Consider the following 1,226-nt stretch of genomic DNA (forward strand, 5'->3'; position numbering starts at 1 on the left):
TTTACTGTAGAAACGAGCAGTAACTCATCACCATTACGTACTACTTGCTCTGGACGGAATGGTTCAACATCTGCAACTTTGATTTTTGAATCAGTTACTGCAAATTCACCAACAGCAGTTGATTCATATGAAAACATTTCATCTTCAAACCATTCGTGAGTAGTATTTGTTACAGCATCCGCAAAACCTAAGCGAGACACTAAAGGTGTTTGATGCGGATTCAATAATAATAGCTCGTCCACAATCGAAAACTTTTTTCCAATCATATCCACTGTATAAATTGTCATTTAAAAATTCCTCCTTATTTTCCCTGTGTTTCTTTTTTCATTTTTAAAGCTGCATAGGCTACACGATCTTCTTGCCTACCGGTTTCCATTGCTCGCTTTTTTGCTTCTTCTATTTGTGCATCAATACCGGTACTTAGTCCTGAAGGTTGTGGTTCACGGCCACCCGCTTTGAATTTCCCTTCCACCGCTTGTTGAACAGCTGCAGAAAAGATTTCTTCAAATGTTCCTAAGTTTTTAAGCGTCGACTCTTCGTCTTGACCAACAAAGAAATCTACCAACTTAGTAGGTAGTTGCTTTTCCGTAGCAACAGACAAAGCCTTATTACGCAATGTTTCACGTTGTTTCTCGGTTTCCAATCTTTCAAACTGTTGTTTAAGTTCACGTAATTGCTTTTGCTCTTCTGTCTCAGCTGGGTAACGTTTAGCGATCTCTTCCTCAAGCTTTTTAGGGAGAGTTTTAGTTTCATAGGTTTTAATTGCATCAGTAACCCTTGTGTCCGTTAATGATTGCAGCCATTTCTTTGCATCTTCGTTGTCATTTACAAAAGATTGCACAAGATCCAATGTAAGCTTTGGTGGTTCCGGATTCGCTGGTGGTGTTGGATTGCCTCCTCCTGCCGGTGGTTCAGCTGGTGGTGGTGTTCCCCCGCCCCCATTTCCTCCTTGTCCTCCATCTGAAAAAAATTGAATATCTAAACGTAAAGGTGATTTTGGTGTAAAAAACTTAGGTGTATTTGTAATTTCATTAGTAAACATTTTTATTTCCTCCTTGCCCTTTACCGTTGCTGATTTTAGCCCCAATAAAGTTCAATTAATGGTTTTGTATTCGTCTGTTCTTTAAAGCCTGCAGAACGAGAAAAAGGCAATAAAAAAAACACCTATCCATTGGACAAGCGCTTTAATGTTCTGGTAGTTGCATTTCCGAATGACATCATCGCTT

Annotated in this window: 2 protein-coding genes; both read right to left on the reverse strand. The window is 39.3% G+C overall.

Features of this window, described 5'->3' with window-relative positions; genetic code table 11:
• Positions 1-287 (reverse strand): hypothetical protein (locus ACFCZ1_RS38540; protein WP_376682915.1); only part of this gene is annotated, 287 nt, incomplete at its 3' end.
• A 14-nt stretch (positions 288-301) separates the two neighbouring features.
• Positions 302-1,042 carry a DUF4355 domain-containing protein gene (locus ACFCZ1_RS38545; RefSeq protein ID WP_376063884.1) on the reverse strand — a complete coding sequence of 247 codons (741 nt, stop codon included), beginning with the start codon at positions 1,040-1,042 and terminating at the stop codon, positions 302-304.
• Between the last annotated feature and the right edge of the window lie 184 nt (positions 1,043-1,226).

The organism is Streptomyces sp. NPDC056224, assembly GCF_042267665.1.
Taxonomy (GTDB): Bacteria; Actinomycetota; Actinomycetes; order Streptomycetales; family Streptomycetaceae; genus Streptomyces.

What these genes read in the sequence shown, in the direction of transcription:
- ACFCZ1_RS38545 (WP_376063884.1), bottom strand. Translation starts at nt 1,042, where the DNA reads ATGTTTACTAATGAAATTACAAATACACCTAAGTTTTTTACACCAAAA.